Origin of the sequence: Pseudomonas putida, from assembly GCF_025905425.1 — a bacterium.
Classification (GTDB): Bacteria; Pseudomonadota; Gammaproteobacteria; order Pseudomonadales; family Pseudomonadaceae; genus Aquipseudomonas; species Aquipseudomonas putida_AF.
Map to the genome: position 1 here is coordinate 2,864,029 of NZ_CP109603.1, position 14,282 is coordinate 2,878,310.

Annotated in this window: 12 protein-coding genes; 5 read left to right on the forward strand and 7 right to left on the reverse strand. The window is 62.5% G+C overall.

Annotated elements, in window-relative coordinates; genetic code table 11:
• Nucleotides 1–69: 69 nt before the first annotated feature.
• On the reverse strand, nt 70–981 hold the full coding sequence (locus tag OGV19_RS12795; RefSeq protein ID WP_264313713.1) for a LysR substrate-binding domain-containing protein: 912 nt from the start codon (nt 979–981) through the stop codon (nt 70–72).
• Between the two features lie 97 nt (nt 982–1,078).
• Between OGV19_RS12795 and OGV19_RS12800 the strand changes: the two genes are divergently transcribed.
• From OGV19_RS12800 to OGV19_RS12820, 5 genes are all read left to right on the forward strand, one after another.
• On the forward strand, nt 1,079–2,170 hold the full coding sequence (locus OGV19_RS12800) for a tartrate dehydrogenase (RefSeq protein ID WP_264313714.1): 1,092 nt from the start codon (nt 1,079–1,081) through the stop codon (nt 2,168–2,170).
• Between the two features lie 192 nt (nt 2,171–2,362).
• Nucleotides 2,363–3,961, forward strand: a complete 1,599-nt coding sequence (locus tag OGV19_RS12805) for a BCCT family transporter (RefSeq protein WP_319026072.1) — start codon at nt 2,363–2,365, stop codon at nt 3,959–3,961.
• A 128-nt stretch (nt 3,962–4,089) separates the two neighbouring features.
• Nucleotides 4,090–5,211, forward strand: a complete 1,122-nt coding sequence (locus tag OGV19_RS12810) for an aromatic ring-hydroxylating oxygenase subunit alpha (protein WP_264313716.1) — start codon at nt 4,090–4,092, stop codon at nt 5,209–5,211.
• Nucleotides 5,212–5,288: 77 nt separating this feature from the next.
• Entirely contained in the window at nt 5,289–6,260 is a 972-nt protein-coding gene (locus OGV19_RS12815; protein ID WP_264313717.1) for a PDR/VanB family oxidoreductase, read from the forward strand.
• Nucleotides 6,261–6,365: 105 nt separating this feature from the next.
• Complete coding sequence (locus OGV19_RS12820; protein WP_264313718.1) at nt 6,366–7,445, forward strand: PAS domain S-box protein; 1,080 nt, start codon at nt 6,366–6,368, stop codon at nt 7,443–7,445.
• Nucleotides 7,446–7,486: 41 nt separating this feature from the next.
• On the opposite strand, the gene OGV19_RS12825 is transcribed toward OGV19_RS12820, so the two are convergent.
• The 6 genes from OGV19_RS12825 to alr all read right to left on the reverse strand — a co-directional run bounded on the left by OGV19_RS12825 (nt 7,487) and on the right by alr (nt 14,251).
• Nucleotides 7,487–8,374, reverse strand: a complete 888-nt coding sequence (locus OGV19_RS12825) for a helix-turn-helix domain-containing protein (RefSeq protein ID WP_264313719.1) — start codon at nt 8,372–8,374, stop codon at nt 7,487–7,489.
• Nucleotides 8,371–9,783, reverse strand: coding sequence for an aminotransferase (locus tag OGV19_RS12830; RefSeq protein ID WP_264313720.1), 1,413 nt, complete (start codon nt 9,781–9,783; stop codon nt 8,371–8,373). Before OGV19_RS12830 ends, OGV19_RS12825 begins: the two co-directional genes overlap by 4 nt.
• 34 nt (nt 9,784–9,817) lie before the next feature.
• Nucleotides 9,818–10,921 (reverse strand): polyamine ABC transporter substrate-binding protein, encoded by a 1,104-nt coding sequence (locus OGV19_RS12835; RefSeq protein ID WP_264313721.1) that lies wholly within the window; start codon nt 10,919–10,921, stop codon nt 9,818–9,820.
• Between the two features lie 191 nt (nt 10,922–11,112).
• Nucleotides 11,113–11,814 carry an NAD(P)H-dependent oxidoreductase gene (locus tag OGV19_RS12840; RefSeq protein ID WP_264313722.1) on the reverse strand — a complete coding sequence of 234 codons (702 nt, stop codon included), beginning with the start codon at nt 11,812–11,814 and terminating at the stop codon, nt 11,113–11,115.
• A complete protein-coding gene (locus OGV19_RS12845; protein ID WP_264313723.1) occupies nt 11,811–12,998 on the reverse strand; it encodes a pyridoxal phosphate-dependent aminotransferase in 1,188 nt (395 codons plus the stop codon). Before OGV19_RS12845 ends, OGV19_RS12840 begins: the two co-directional genes overlap by 4 nt.
• Before the next feature lie 23 nt (nt 12,999–13,021).
• A complete protein-coding gene (alr, locus tag OGV19_RS12850) occupies nt 13,022–14,251 on the reverse strand; it encodes an alanine racemase (RefSeq protein WP_264313724.1) in 1,230 nt (409 codons plus the stop codon).
• Nucleotides 14,252–14,282: the final 31 nt, after the last annotated feature.

A 14,282-nucleotide genomic window follows, 5' to 3' on the forward strand; every position in this document is an offset into this window, starting at 1 on the left:
ATACACCGAGTCGCCATCTTCGCGGGCAAGCCCGCTCCCACAGAAATGTCGCTACCTTTAAAGCCAAACTCAATCCGGCAAGCTGTACCGCTCGGCAAAATACTGCCGAAAGAAATCCACCGCCACCCGCACCTTGGCCGAGCTTGCCAGCGGCGAGGTGTAAACGGCCCAGATATCCGCAGGCTGGTGATAGTCACTCAGTACCTGAACCAGGCGCCCATCCTGCAGGCTGTCGTGCACATCCCACCAGGAGCGCAGCAATATCCCACGCCCGTCCAGGCACCACTGGTGGGCCACCTCGCCGTGGTTGCTCGATAAACCCCCGGTCACCCGCACGCTCTCTTCGCCATCAGGGCCTTCGAGCTGCCAGACCCCAAACGGGTGGTCGCGCTCCTTGATTACCAAACAGTCATGGCTGCCCAGGTCGGCTAGCACTTTCGGCATGCCATGCCGCGCCACATAGCTGGGCGCGGCACAGAGCACCCGGCGGTTTTTGGCTAGAAGCTTGGCGATCAGGTTGGGCGCGATGGTATTGCCCACGCGAATGTCCAAATCGACCCCCTCCTCGATCAGGTCCACCAGGCGGTCGTGCACATCCAGCCGGATATCCAGGCGCGGGTAACGCTCAGCCAGCTCCGACAAGGCCGGGGCTACGAACCGCCGCCCCAGGCCCAGGCTGCTGGCGATGCGCAGCTGGCCTGCCGGCTCGCGGTGCTGGGCACTGATGTCATCGCCCATGCGCTGCACCGCGTCGAAGATTTGCAGCGCCCATTGGTACACCCGCTCGCCCTCCTCGCTGACCGTCACCCGCCGAGTGGTGCGGTGCAACAAGCGCACTTCAAGGGTTTGCTCAAGCATACGAATGCGTTTGCTGATGTACGCCGCCGACATGCCCAGCTCGTCGGCCACGGCGGCAAAGCTGGCGCGCTTGGCCACCTGAAGAAAGATATTGAGGTCGTCGAGGTTGGGCAGATTATTCACGCTTCGTGTTCCAAGAATCCATGAAAGGCTGGATTATCTCCGATTGAAGGCCTTATAGCATGGCTCGCACCTGTTCCCTAGACAACGAGTGCGCCCCATGACCAAAACATTCAGAATCGCAGCCATCCCCGGTGACGGCATCGGCATCGAAGTACTCCCCGAAGGTATCCGCGTAGTCGAGGCTGCCGCTCGCAAGCACGGCCTGGACATCAGCTTCGAATTCTTCGAGTGGGCCAGCTGCGATTACTACCTGGCCCACGGCAAGATGATGCCGGACGACTGGTTCGAGCAGCTCAAAGACTTCGACGCCCTGTACTTCGGCGCGGTCGGCTGGCCCGACAAGGTCCCGGACCACATCTCGCTGTGGGGTTCGCTGCTCAAGTTCCGCCGCGATTTCGACCAGTACGTGAACATTCGCCCGGTGCGCCTGTTCCCAGGCGTGCCCTGCCCGCTGGCCGGCCGCGAGCCAGGCGACATCGACTTTGTGGTGATCCGCGAGAATACCGAAGGCGAATACTCGTCCCTAGGCGGGCGCATGTTCGAAGGCACCGAGAACGAGTTCGTGCTGCAGGAGTCGGTGTTCACCCGTCGTGGCGTTGACCGCATTCTCAAATACGCCTTCGACGTGGCGCAAACCCGCGAGCGCAAGCACGTTACCTCGGCCACCAAGTCCAACGGCATGGCCGTGAGCATGCCGTACTGGGACGAACGCACGGCGGCCATGGCTGCCAATTATCCGGAAATCAGCTGGGACAAGCAGCACATTGATATCCTCTGCGCCCGCTTCGTGCTGCAACCGGACCGCTTCGACGTGGTTGTGGCCTCGAACCTGTTCGGCGACATCCTCTCCGACCTTGGCCCGGCCTGCGCGGGCACCATCGGCATCGCCCCTTCGGCCAACCTCAACCCCGAGCGCAAGTTCCCGTCCTTGTTCGAACCGGTACACGGCTCGGCGCCGGACATCTTTGGCAAGAACATCGCCAACCCGATCGCGATGATCTGGTCCGGTGCGCTGATGCTTGAGTTCCTCGGCAACGACGGTGCCGACCCGCGCTACCGCGCCGCCCACGATGACATCCTCAAGGCCATCGAGCAGGTGATTGCCGCGGGCGACACCACCCGCGACATGGGCGGGCAAAAGTCCACCCAGGACGTAGGCCGGGCTATCACAGCGCTGATCGAAGCCTGACGACGCAGGGCCGATTATCAGAAGTGTCTGACAACCGGCCCTCTCCCTCTTGCGAGCGGCGTGGATTAGATGCAAAATCTGTTAACCATTAGATGTACGTTAACTTTTAGTTAACAGCCAAGGAAGGAGTGGTACGCAACACCCCGGATGCCTGCCGGGTATAAAAAGTACGCCAACGTCCAGGAGACGATGATGTCGCACAAGAATAAAAAGATTGATGTGTTCCTGATAACCATGAGCCTGATCGCCGTGCTGCTTACGGTGATTGGCCTGGCCATGTTCCCCGCCGAAGCCGAGCACGCTGCCAACCAGTTGTTCGAACTGTCCACCCGTACCTTTGGCACCAGTGTCCAGGTGCTGGTGTTCGGCAGCACCCTGGCCGTGCTGTACCTGGCCTTCAGCAAGTACGGCAATATCCGCCTGGGCAGTGGTAAACCCGAGTACGCCACCGCGACCTGGGTGTTCATGTTCATCTGCGCTGGCATGGGGTCTTCGACCCTTTACTGGGGTGTGATGGAATGGGCCTACTACTACCAGACCCCTGGCCTGAACATCGCTGCAGCCACCCCCAAGGCGCTCGAATACAGCATTGGGTATTCGTTCTTCCATTGGGGCGTCAGCGCCTGGTCGATCTACGCCTTGGCCTCCCTGGCCATGGCCTACCACTTCCACGTGCGCAAGAAAAGCGGCCTGAACCTGGCCTCGATCGTCGAAGCAGTGACCGGCTTCAAGGCCACCGGGCCCGTTGGCCGCAGCGTCGACCTGATCTTCCTGCTGACCATGATGGGCGCCCTGACGGTGTCGCTGGCACTCACCGCCTCGACCCTGACCCGCGGCCTGCATGACCTCACCGGCACCCCGGACACCTTCACCGTGCAATTGATGGTGATCGGCGCCGTCGCCGTGATGTTCTCGCTCAGTTCCTACATCGGCATCGATGGCGGCCTGCAGCGCCTGAGCAAGATGGTATGTATCGGCGCGCTGGTATTTGCCGCCGTGATCCTGCTGGTCGGCCCCACCCAGTTCACCATCAACAACACCGCCAACTCGATTGGCCTGATGATCCAGAACTACGTGCACATGAGCCTGTTCACCGACCCGGCCGGCGACGGCGCCTTCACCCGCAACTGGACGGTGTTCTACTGGCTCTGGTGGGTGTCCTACGCACCGGGCGTGGCCATGTTCGTGACCCGCGTATCGCGCGGCCGGCAAATCAAGGAAGTGGTCATGGCCCTGCTGCTGGGTGGCAGCTTCGGGTGCTGGTTCTTCTTCGGCGCGCTGGAAAGCTACAGCATGCACCAGTTCATCACCGGTGCCGTGGACGTGCCGAAAATGCTTGCTGAGCAAGGCGGCGAATCGGCCGTGACGCACCTGTTGCTGGCGTTGCCGTGGGGCCAGGTGTTCCTTGGCGTATACCTGTTCATCATGGCGATCTTCTGTGCCTCGCACATGGACGCCGCCGCCTATGCGGTAGCAGCCACCAGTACCCGCAACCTGCGCGAAGGCGACGACCCGACACCGACCCATCGCCTGTTCTGGTGCGTGGTACTGACCCTGGTGCCGCTGGCCATGCTGTTCGCCAAGGCCTCGCTGTCGACCATGAAAACCGCCGTGGTGCTGACCGCGATCCCGTTCATGGTGATTCTGCTGGTGAAGATCTACGGCTTCTTCAAGTGGATGTTCGAAGACTATGGCCAGGTCTCGGCCTACCGCATCGAGGAAGAAGCGGCGCGCATGGCCGGTGAAGAACCGGGCGAGCAAGCGCCACGCAGCGCAGCCGCCGTGCATTGAGATGACGTAAACCGAGCGACGCCAGCGTGGGGCGGCCCGCCCCACCACGGCAAATTTTTTTGCCTGGCTTGTTAACCAATAGATAAGCGTTAACCAACAACTATAAACCGAGCTTGTGAGACCCTGTCATGAATGACTTCAAACGCCTGCCCGCCGATTTCTGCGCGAACGCCGAAGAGGCGTTCACTATCCCCGCCAGTTTCTACACCCAGGCTGCGGTGTTCGAACACGAGAAAGAAAGCATTTTCGCACGCAGCTGGATCTGTGTCGGCCACCGCAGCGAAGTGGCAGACAACAACGCCTACATCACCCGCGAAGTGATTGGCGAGAGCATCATCGTGGTCCGCGGCCGCGACAGCGTGCTGCGCGCGTTCTACAACGTCTGCCCGCACCGTGGCCACCAGTTGCTCAGCGGCAGCGGCAAGGCCAAGAACGTCATCACCTGCCCGTACCACGCCTGGACCTTCAAGCTCGACGGCGAGCTTGCCCACGCCCGTAACTGTGACAACGTGGTGAACTTCGACAAAGAAAACTCCACGCTGGTGCAACTGCGCGTCGAAGAATACGCAGGCTTCATCTTCATCAACATGGACATGGACGCCGGCTCCGTCGAAGACCAACTGCCCGGCATGCAAGCGCGCATGCGCCAAGCCTGCGCCGTGATCGACGACCTGCACCTGGCCGCACGCTTTGTCAGTGACACCCCAGCCAACTGGAAGTCGATCGTCGACAACTACCTGGAGTGCTACCACTGCGCCCCGGCCCACCCCGGCTTCTCCGACTCGGTGGACGTCGGCCAGTACAGCCACACCCTGCATGGCAACTGGACCCTGCAATACGGCCTGGCAAAACCGTCGGAGCAGTCGTTCACGTTCGATGAAAGCGTCAAAGACCCCTCCTTTGCTGGCTTCTGGGCATGGCCGTGCACCATGTTCAACGTACCGCCAGGGGCTAACTTCATGACCGTGATCTACGAGTTCCCGGTCGATGCAGAAACCACCCTGCAGCACTACGACATCTACTTCCTCAACAAGGAAATCACCGAGGAGCAGCAGAAGCTCATCGACTGGTACCGCGAAGTGTTCCGCCCAGAAGACCTGCGCCTGGTGGAAAGCGTGCAAAAAGGCCTGAAATCCCGCGGCTACCGTGGCCAGGGCCGGATCATGGCCGACCGCGAGCGCAGCGGCATGAGCGAGCATGGCATTGCCCACTTCCATAACCTGATCGCCGTGGCCCACCTCGACGATTGATCGCTAGCGCTTTTAGTTTTTTGCACGTTCCGGTGCGCGGCAAGGCCTGCCGCGCGCCCTGGCAGTCGAGGTGAACCATGGCCAACAAATACGAAATGTTCAGCGTGTGCGTGACCGAAGTGGAACACGCCACGCCGCTGATCAAGCGCTTTACCCTGGCCCGCGAAGACGGCGCGCCAATGCCTGATTTCACCGGTGGCAGCCATGTCATCGTGCAGATGCAGGGTGCCGATGGCAGCCAGTTCAGCAATGCCTACTCGTTGATGAGCGACCCGCGCGATACCCGCAGCTACCAGATTGGCGTGCGCCTTGAAGAGCAGTCCAAAGGCGGCTCGGCCTTCATGCACCAGCAGGTGCAGGTCGGCACCCGCCTGACCATCTCTTCGCCCAACAACCTGTTCGCCTTGGACCCTGCCGCTGGCCGCCATGTGCTGATCGCCGGCGGTATCGGCATTACTCCCTTCCTGGCGCAACTGCATGAACTCGAAGGCGGCGCCACCGACTACGAACTGCATTACGCCTTCCGCGCCCCGGAACATGGCGCGTTCCAAGATCAACTGGCCAGCGGCCCGCATGCCGGCAACAGCCACTTCTATATCGACAGCCTCGATCGCAAGCTCGACCTGGCCGCCCTGTGCGCGGGCCTGGACGCATCCGCGCACCTGTACGTGTGCGGCCCCAAGCCGCTGATCGACGCGGTCATCGCCTGTGCGGCCAAGGCAGGCATTGCCGAACACCGCGTGCATTGGGAGCAGTTTGCCGCAGCACCGGTGACCGGCTCGGCGTTCACCGTGGTGCTGGCGCAGTCGGGTATCGAACTGCAGGTAGAAGAAGGCATGACCATCCTTCAGGCCATCGAAAAGTCCAAAGCTGCCAAGGTCGAGTGCCTGTGCCGCGAAGGCGTTTGCGGCACCTGCGAAACCGCCATTCTTGAAGGCGAAGCCGAACACTTCGACCAATACCTGAGCGATGACGAAAAAGCCGCTCAGCAGAGCATCATGCTGTGCGTCTCGCGGGCACGCTCGGCGCGGTTGGTGCTGGACTTGTAACACCGACCGGGGCTGCGGCGCGGCCCCAAGGGTTTCACCGTCAACCAAAAGTTGACAGCTTGAGTATACTGGCAGGCTCTTGGCCCAGATCAGGACACCCTGCCGATGTTGGAAAACAGCTTTGCCTTCCGCCTCAAGGAACTGCTCGAGCATCACAAGCTGACCCTGCAAGCTGTGGGCACGGCCCTGGGTATTTCACGGACAGCGGTGCACAAATGGACCCGCGGCGGTGAGATCGACTACGAAAACCTGCGCAAGCTGGCCGACTTTCTCAAGGTCAACTGGATCTGGCTGCGCTACGGCGACGAAGCCCTGCAGAACATCCAACAGCCGCAGGTGGTCGAGTTGCCGATGACCGACCTGCGCAGGCGCTACACCGCCGAGATCATGGAAAGCGAGACGCGCATGAAACTGGCCCAGGAAGGCGCGCGCATCGTGACCTGGGAATGGAACCTGATCAGCGACGAGGTCACCTACTCGCCCAACGTCGAGCAGGTCTACGGCTGGCCGGTGCATCGCAACGAAGACTTCTGGCGCCACTTGCCGGATGAGGACGTGGCGCACATGCAGGCGATGTACGCCCAGGCCGTTGCTGACGGCAGCGGCTGCGAGTGTGATTTCCGTATCACCCGCCCCGATGGCGAAGTGCGCTGGATTTCTTCGCGCGCCACCGTGGTACGTGACAGCGCCGGGCGCTCGGTGAAGATGGTCGGCATCAGCATGGACAACACCGAACGCCAGGTTGCCCAGCAGGCGCTGCGCAACAGCGAAGAACGTTTTCGCGCGATCTTCGAGCTGGCCTGGGGCGCCCTCGCCTACATCGACCCGGACGGCACCTGGCAGCGGGTCAACAACAGCCTCTGCGAGATGCTTGGCTATTGTGCCGAAGAGCTCTACGGCATGACCTTCCAGCAGATTACCCATGCCGATGACCTGGCGCTGAACCTGGAGCTGCTGGCGCGCATGCTGGAGGGTGAGACCGAGCGTTACGAGGTGGAAAAACGGGTACGGCGCAAGGACGGCGAGTACATCTGGGTGCGGGCACGTACGTCGCTGCAGCGCCGTGACAACGGTGAGCCGGAGCACTTGATCAGCGTGTTCGAAGACATCACTGCAGAGCGCTTGGAGCATGAACGGTTGCAGGCACACATTTGCGCCCTAGAGGCGAAGCTGGCTGCATCTTGAAAATGACACGCGTCCCTTTGTAGGAGCGGCCTTGCCGGGGTTTACTCGACGGCCCCCTGCCGCAACCAGTCGATAAACCGCGCAAACAACTCCGACTGTGAATTGATCTCAAGCTTCAGGTACAGATTCTTGCGGTGCATGCGCACGGTCTCCGGTGAGATCCCCAGCTCCACCGCCGTGGATTTCACCGAGTGCCCACGCAAGATCATGTGCGCCACTTCACGCTCGCGGTCAGTGAGCACCTGGCAGCCAAAACTCTCGAACGCGGCCTGTACGCTGCCGCGTTCGGCCGAGGCCGTGGCAGGCTCAAGGTTGTAGCGGGCATAGCGCCCCAGCAGTTCACGGACCATCGGCTCGACCGCCCGCAACAGGTCGATCTGCCCACTGCTCAAGCGCGTGCCACTGCACCCCTGAAACAGGCTGAACGAAAGCTTGCGGCCCTCGCTGAGGTCGGCAATGTAGTAGCTGTCCTCACTGCAGCCAGTACCCAGGTAGTAGGCCTTGTAGTAGTCGCTGTCGAAGAAATTGTCCGGGGCGATTTCCTGCAAGTGGTAGAACCCCTGCGCCAAGCCACTCTGCACGGCCAGGCAAAAAGGATCGAGCAAGTAACCGACCGCGAAATAGCGTTCGAGCACCGCTTTACGATGCGTTTCCGGAATGCCTTGCTGGTACAGCAGTTGTGGTGCCCGTCCCTGGCATTCGAGGCTGATCATCATCGACTCGACCTCGACCAGCGCCCCGATAGCAGCGGCCACGTAGCTCAGGGCATCGGCTGACTCACTGTGGGCAAGCGCACGCTGCAACGCCGCATGCCATTGCTGCAGCGCCCCCAGCGTTAGGGTGAGCGGAGTGTCGGAAGTGGCCTGGGTCATGCCCGGCAGTCTAGCCTGCCAGGCACGCCCACGCACAGCCCTTTGCGCCAGGCTCATCGCCCTTGGTACAGCCCTTGCGCGGTCAGTTCGCGCGCCGTTTCGATAATGCACTGGCGCAGGGTTTCGACGATTTCGTCGACTTGCGCATGCGTGACGATCAACGGCGGCGACATCACGTTCAGGTGCATGATCGGCCGCACCAGCAGCCCTCTGGCCTGAGCTTTGCTGTGGATGCGTTCACCGATGTTGACCGCGTCTGGGAACAACGCCTTGCTGGCTTTGTCGGCGACGAACTCGACACAGGCCATCAGTTTCAGGCAGCGCACATCCCCCACCAAAGGCAGCTCGCGCAGGGTTTGCAGCCGTTGCTCCAGGTAGCTGCCCACGTCCTTGACGTGCGCCAGCAGCTGCTCGCGCTCGATGATCTCGATGTTCTTCAATGCCGCCGTGCAGCACACCGGGTGCCCACTGTAGGTGAAGCCATGGGTGAAGCAGCGGCCCTTGCCCGGCTCGGCGATCACCTGCCAGATCCGCTCGGAGAAGATGCAGGCACCCAATGGCAGGTAGGCCGAGGTCAGGCCTTTGGCGGTGGTGATGATGTCCGGCGTCACGCCGAATAGCTCTTCGCTGGCGAAGAAGGTGCCCAGGCGCCCGAACGAGGTCACCACCTCATCAGCAACGAACAGGATGTCGTAGGTCTGGCACACCTGCCACATGCGCTCGAAGTAGCCCTTGGGCGGAATGATCACCCCGCCCGAGCCCATGATCGGTTCGGCGAAGAACGCCGCCACGTTGTCGGCACCCAGGGAAAGGATCTTGTCCTCGAATTCGGCCACCAGGAAGTCGAGGAACTCGGCCTCGTCCATGTCGTCCGGGGCACGGTACGGGTTGGGGTTGGAAACATGGTGGATCAACTCATGGGCGTAGTCGAACTCCGGCACCCGGTCGGCGGCCTTGTTGCCAATCGCCATGGTCAGGGTGGTGGAGCCGTGGTAGGCGTTGTAGCGCGCAATCACGTGCTTCTTGTCCGGCTTGCCCCGGCAGTTCTGGTAGTACTGGATCAGCCGGTAGGCGGTATCGACGGCGGTAGAACCACCGGTGGTGAGAAACACGTGGTTCAGGTCACCCGGCGCCAGTTGCGCAAGCTTCTGGCACAGCTCGATGGCGACGTCATTGGCCATGTCGGAAAACGGGTTGGAGTAGGCCAGTTTGCGCACCTGGTCGGCGATGGCCAGGGCCATCTCTTCACGGCCCAGGCCGATATTGGTGCACCACATGCCGCCGACGGCATCGAGAAAGCGGTTGCCGTGGGTGTCGCGGATGTAGGCACCCTCGCCTTCGACGATGTTCAGCGCGCCCTGCTCGCGGTGCTCGTCGAACACATGGTAGCCATGCATGTAGTGGGCCTTGTCGGCTTCCACCAGTGGGTCGTGGGCGATGGCGAATGCTTTGCTGGGTGTGGCCATGGGCAGCTCCTTGGCGGGAATCGGTTGGCAGTGTTCAGAAACCGGTCTTGACCGTGCTCCAGACCCGGGTGATGGCGCGCATGTCTTTAGGGCTCTGGGTCTTCTGGGCAAACAGGCGTTCGCGGGTCTGGGCATCGGGGTAGATCGCCGGGTCCTGGCGAATGTCGGCGTGCACCAGCGCCGTGGCAGCCGCATTGCTGTTGGCGTAGTGGATGTAGTCGGTGACCTTGGCCATGGTCTGCGGCTGCAGCAGGAATTCGATGAACCGGTGAGCATTGGCGGCGTGCGGTGCGTCCTTGGGGATGTAGAGGTTGTCGAACCAGATCAACGAGCCTTCCTGGGGGATGAAGAACGCCAGCTTGATGGCTTTTTTCGCCTCTATCGCACGGGCCTGGGCGGTGGCGTAGTCACCTGACCAGGTCAGGGCCAGGCAGACATCGCCGTTGGGCAGGCTGGTGAGGTAGTTGACCGAATCGAACTTGCGAATGTACGGGCGAATGCCCATCAGCAGCTGCTCGGCAGCCTTGAGGTCGGCGGGCGCTGCGCTGCGGGGGTCCTTGCCCAGGTACTGCAGGGCCAGCGGGATCACTTCGGTCGGCGCGTCCATCAGGGTGACGCCGCAGTCGGCGAAGCGTGAGACGATCTTGGGGTCGAACAGCATGGCCAGTGAACCAATCGGCGCATCGGGCATGCGTGCGGTGATCTTGTCGACGTTGTAGGTGACCCCGGAACTGCCCCAGGTGTAGGGCGCCGAGTATTTCAGCCCTGGGTCGTAGCCTTGCAGGTTGCTCACCACCTGCTCATCCAGGTTGTGCCAACTGGGCAGCTGCTGCTTGTCCAGCGCCTGGAACACGCCGGCCTGGATCAAAGGTGGCACCAGAGAGGCGTTGAGCATGACCAGGTCGTAGCCGGAGCGGCCGGTGAGCAATTTGGTCTGGACGGTTTCGTAGCCATCGAAGGTGTCGTAGATGACCTTGATGCCGGTGGCCTTCTCGAAGTCGGCCAAGGTGGTTTCGCCGATGTAGTCGGTCCAGTTGTACAGCCGCAACGTGTTACCGCTGTCCCCCTCTACCGCCAGTGCCTGCGTGGCGGCCGACGCCAGCAGCAGACCGCCAATCACCTTCAGTGCCTTGCGCATAGCAACTCCATCGTGTGACTGCTCCGGATCGAGCCGATGGGTTCACTATCGGGGGATTTGCCTGAGGGCAACATACCCCGAATGTGTGGGTGGTCGTTTTTGGGCAGGTGGGCCAGTGTCATCCTGCAGGTTCGGGATCATCTGGCCATTGCTTGGGCCGCAAAGCGGCCCCCGTTTTTTCAACAGGCCCATCAACCTAACGGATACAACGCCTCATCGAACTGCGCCAACCGCGGAAACACCAGCGGCTGATCGTCCGCCAACTGCTCCAGGCGCTGCTGGTACTGCTGCAGAAAGCCCTGGCGCGCTTCGTCGCTAATGTAGGGCACATGCCAGGCCACGAACGGTGGCAGCACGTCGAAACCGACGTACGCCAGCGTCCCCCGCAGAATCGGCCGCAGCATGTCCTCAAGCGGCCCGTGAATAGCCCCCTCGCCAAACATGTGCTCCCGCCCGCCGAGGGTCACCGTCACCAGCGCCTGCTTGCCGGCCAACCCGCCTTGGTCGTAGAAGCGCTTGCCGCCGTAGCAGACGCCCGACACCAGCACGCGGTCGATCCAGCCCTTGAGCATGGCCGGCGCCGAGAACCAGAAAACCGGGAAGTTCAGCACCAGCAAGTCGGCCCATAACAGCTTGTCCAGCTCTTGCTGGATATCGGCGGCGATGGCGCCGCTCTTGACCCCCAGGCGCTGCTCCAGCGCATACACCAGGTACTCGGGGTTCTCCCGCGTGGCGAAGTCATCCGCACTGGCCACCGGGTTCCAGCCCATGGCATACAGGTCGCTGACCTTGACCTCGTGGCCCTGGGCGCGAAAGGTGGCCACTGCCTGGTCACGCAGGGCGGCAGTGAAGGATTGCGGCTCGGGGTGAGCATGGACGATCAGCACATTCACGACAGTTCTCCTCGCATCAATTCACCCGCACAACGGGCAATGCGCTGGCAGGCCTCGGCCAAGGCCTCGGGGCCTACCACCAACCCCAGGCGAATATGCCCGGCGGCGCTCGGGCCAAACGCTTCACCCGCCAGTACCGACACGCCTTCGCGGTCCAGCAGGCGGTCGGCGAACGCCTGTGCGCTGAGGCCGGTTTCGCGGATATCGACCATCACGAACATGCCGCCGTCGGGCTTGAGCGCCTTGACCCCCGGGCACCCGGCCAGCTGGTCGCACACCAGGTCGCGGCGCTGGCGATAGGCGTCGCGCATCGCCTCAAGGGCAGGCAAGGGCTGATTCAAGGCCACCACGGCGGCGTCCTGGATGAAGTCCGGCGAGCCATACAGCATGCACAGCGCCAGGTTTTCCAGGTGCGTGGCGAGCTCAGGCGAGCCCACTACCCAGCCCACGCGCCAGCCGGTCATGGCGTGGGATTTCGACAGGCTGTTAAGGGTCGCGGTGCGCTCGGCCATGCCCGGCAGGCTGCCTGGGCTGACATGCTCGCCCTCGTACAGCAGTTCGCTGTACACCTCGTCCGAGATCAGCCACAGGTCGTGGCCGATGCACAGCTCGGCCAGCGCCTCCCAGGTCGACCGTGGCAGGCTCGCCCCCGAGGGGTTGTGCGGGCTGTTCAGGGCCAGGGCGCGGGTACGCGGGGTGATGCGCGCGGCCACATCCTGCGGGCACACCCGAAAACCGTTCTCCGGCTTGACCGGCACCGGTACTACCTTGGCGCCGCAGGCACCGAACACTGCCTCGTAAGTGACGTACATCGGCTCGGCGACAATCACCTCGTCACCTGGGTCGAGCACGCACTGGGCCACGCAGAACAAGGCGCATTGGGCACCGGCCAGCACCGTGACCTGCTCGACACTGACGGCCTGGCCGCTGCGTTGCCGGTGGCGATCGGCAATGGCCTGGCGCAACGCCAGCTTGCCGCGTATATCGGCATAGTGGGTGTGGCCGGCACGCAGGCTGTCGATGGCAGCCTCGACGATGGGTGCCGGGGTGTCGAAGTCCGGGTCGCCCACCGACAACAGCACAATGTCCTTGCCCTCGGCCTGCATCGCCAGGGCGCGGTAGTGGATGTCCCAGGCGGCGGCGCCGTCGCCGGCGATGCGTTGGGTCAGCTTGGCGTAACGCATGGCAATCTCCCTTCAATACTGGGTCAGTCGACGAGAATTTTTGGGTTCGAGCTGCCCCACACGGTGTAGAGGTCGGCCAGCAATGCACCGTTGATTTCCTCCATCTCGCCTTGGGTGATCTCGCCACCGGCCTGCTTGCCGAACAGCACCACCTCGTTGCCGTTCTTGACGTCAGGGAAGTCGGTGACATCGACCATCAAGGTGTTCATCGACACCTTGCCCACCACCGGCACGCGGTGGCCGTTGATCAGCACATGGCCCTTGTTGGTGAACACCCGGCGGTAGCCGTCAGAGTAGCCAACGGTGATATTGGCCAGGCGCGAGTCCCGCGCCAGGGTGTAGGTGCGGTCATAGCCGACGGTGTTACCGGCCGGGTAGCTGTGCACCGCGGCCACCCGCGACTTGAACTGCATGGCGCGCTTGTATTCGGTGCGCTCAGGCACGGTGTCGCCGAACAGCGCACCGCCGGTGCGGACCATGTCCAGGCGCGCTTCCGGCACTTCCAGGGTGGCGAACGAGTTGGCCGCGTGCAGGGTCAGTTGGCGGCGGTCGAGCTTGGCATGCTTGATCAGCCAGTCGGCCTGCTCATTGAACGCTGCCAGGCCCTTGCGTACATCGTCCTTGTCTTCCACGGCGAAGTGGGTCATCAACGCCACCAGCTTGAGGTGCTTCTGGTCGGTGATCTGCAGCGCTTCACCGCGCCCGCTCCAGCTGGTCATCTCCACACCGTTACGGCTCATGCCGCTGGCGTTGAGCGCGAGGTGAATGCGCAGGGTCTTGCCATGGCGCTCGGCGATGGCGTCGGCCTGGCGGGCGAATTCGGCGCTGCCGACCAGTTCTTCCATGTCGTATTGCAGGGCATCTTCCAGCTCGCTCAGGCTGGCCAGGCGTACCCGCACCAGTTGCCCGGTGAAGCCGCTGGCACGCACCACGCGGGCTTCTTCGTTGCTGGCCACCGCCACGCAGGGCACGCCGAGGGCGATTACCGACGGCATCACCAGGCCGATACCGTGGCCGTAGGCATCGGCTTTGAGCACGGCGCACAACTTGGACTTGCCGCCCAGTTCCGCTTGCAGGGTACGGATGTTGTGTTGCAAGGCGCTTGCGCTCACCTCGACCCAGGCATTGCTGTTTTGCACGGTCATCGTGTTGCTGCCGTTGTCCATCGACAGCGGCGGTGCGGCATACAGCGGGGCTTGGCCGGTGATCAGCAGGGCCAGGGAGGCAGCGAGGAGCGTGCGGCGAAATTGCATGGTGGTTTCTCTTGTTATGGATGATGCGCCG

Excerpts from the sequence above, each read along its gene's own strand:
- OGV19_RS12800 (WP_264313714.1), top strand. The coding sequence starts at position 1,079 with ATGACCAAAACATTCAGAATCGCAGCCATCCCCGGTGACGGCATCGGC.
- OGV19_RS12805 (WP_319026072.1), top strand. The coding sequence starts at position 2,363 with ATGTCGCACAAGAATAAAAAGATTGATGTGTTCCTGATAACCATGAGC.
- OGV19_RS12810 (WP_264313716.1), top strand. The coding sequence starts at position 4,090 with ATGAATGACTTCAAACGCCTGCCCGCCGATTTCTGCGCGAACGCCGAA.
- OGV19_RS12815 (WP_264313717.1), top strand. The coding sequence starts at position 5,289 with ATGGCCAACAAATACGAAATGTTCAGCGTGTGCGTGACCGAAGTGGAA.
- OGV19_RS12820 (WP_264313718.1), top strand. The coding sequence starts at position 6,366 with ATGTTGGAAAACAGCTTTGCCTTCCGCCTCAAGGAACTGCTCGAGCAT.
- OGV19_RS12825 (WP_264313719.1), bottom strand. The coding sequence starts at position 8,374 with ATGAGCCTGGCGCAAAGGGCTGTGCGTGGGCGTGCCTGGCAGGCTAGA.
- OGV19_RS12830 (WP_264313720.1), bottom strand. The coding sequence starts at position 9,783 with ATGGCCACACCCAGCAAAGCATTCGCCATCGCCCACGACCCACTGGTG.
- OGV19_RS12835 (WP_264313721.1), bottom strand. The coding sequence starts at position 10,921 with ATGCGCAAGGCACTGAAGGTGATTGGCGGTCTGCTGCTGGCGTCGGCC.
- OGV19_RS12845 (WP_264313723.1), bottom strand. The coding sequence starts at position 12,998 with ATGCGTTACGCCAAGCTGACCCAACGCATCGCCGGCGACGGCGCCGCC.
- alr (WP_264313724.1), bottom strand. The coding sequence starts at position 14,251 with ATGCAATTTCGCCGCACGCTCCTCGCTGCCTCCCTGGCCCTGCTGATC.